The sequence below is a fragment of the Amycolatopsis sp. NPDC059657 genome, assembly GCF_042734395.1.
GTDB lineage: Bacteria > Actinomycetota > Actinomycetes > Mycobacteriales > Pseudonocardiaceae > Amycolatopsis.
This window is the reverse complement of record NZ_JBHWEB010000277.1, coordinates 1-1,116: the sequence shown is the minus strand read 5'-3', so window position 1 is coordinate 1,116 and position 1,116 is coordinate 1. Positions and strand designations below refer to the sequence as shown.

General features: G+C 65.0%; 1 protein-coding gene. It reads right to left on the bottom strand.

Annotation, left to right across the window (positions count from 1 at the left end):
- Window positions 1–884: IS110 family transposase (locus ACFV15_RS48200; RefSeq protein ID WP_378360259.1), on the bottom strand; the 884-nt coding region annotated here is incomplete at its 3' end.
- Between the last annotated feature and the right edge of the window lie 232 nt (window positions 885–1,116).

Sequence of the window (1,116 nt, the reverse complement as noted above, 5' to 3'; positions counted from 1 at the left end):
GCGGGGGTGGGGAACCGGGTCATGTCCACGCCGATCTCGGCGATGATCACCGAGGCAGCGGTGACACCAACACCGATGATCTCATCGAGCCGGGCCACCGCCGCCAAGAAAGGGGCCAGCGCCTGCTCGATCTCGGTCTCCACCGCCTCGATGTCGGCGTCGATACCGTCGATCCGGCGCAGCATCGTCGCCAGCAGGAACGCGTGATGGTCGGTGAACCGGCCTGTCAACGCCTCTTCCAGAACCGGGATCTTGCGGCGCATCCCGGCCTTCGCCAGCTGCGCCAACCGCGCGGCGTTGCGCTGCCCGTCGATCAGCTGCGCCATCATCGCTCGCCCCGACACGCCGAAAATATCCGACGCCACCACCGAAAGCTTGATGCAGGCATCCTCGAGCAGCTTCTCCACCCGGTTCTTCTCACTCGTGCGCGTCCGGATCAAATCAGCGCGATACCGGGTCAGGTCCCGCAACCTACGAACCTCGGGCGGAGGCACGAAACTCGGCCGCAGCATCTGCCGCTCAGCGACCTTCGCCAGCCACACCGCGTCCAGCCGGTCGGTCTTGGGCCGCCCCGGCAGATGTTTCACATCACGGGCGTTGACCAGCCACACCTGCCTGCCCGGGCGCTCCAGCGCATAGAACACCGGTTTCCAATAATCCGACGTCGCCTCCATCACCACCCGGGTGACACCGAGCTCCGCCAGCCGATCCGAGAGCAGCAGCAACGACCGCGTCATCGTCGAATACGGAACAACCTCCTGCAACCGCTGCCCCGGACGCACCTCGTCGGGCACCCGCACACAGCACATCACCTCGGCTTTGCCGACATCGATCGCCGCGACCCGCTCGATGATCTCCTCATGGTCCTCGGTCTGCTTCAACACCACACACCTCCAGCAGCTCCCCAGACAACCAACGGCTGCCCGGGGAACCACCAGGGACACAGCAGAAGCTAATCCGCGTGCTCGAAGCAACAATGAAGGGCCCACCACGCAGTTCCCGGCGCCCGACTAACCGACGGCCTCACCACAACCAAAGAACCACGACGTCAACAGGCAGCCACCCACAATTTTCAGCCCGCGAAGGGACGCCCGCAAGGGCGACCAAGACTAACCG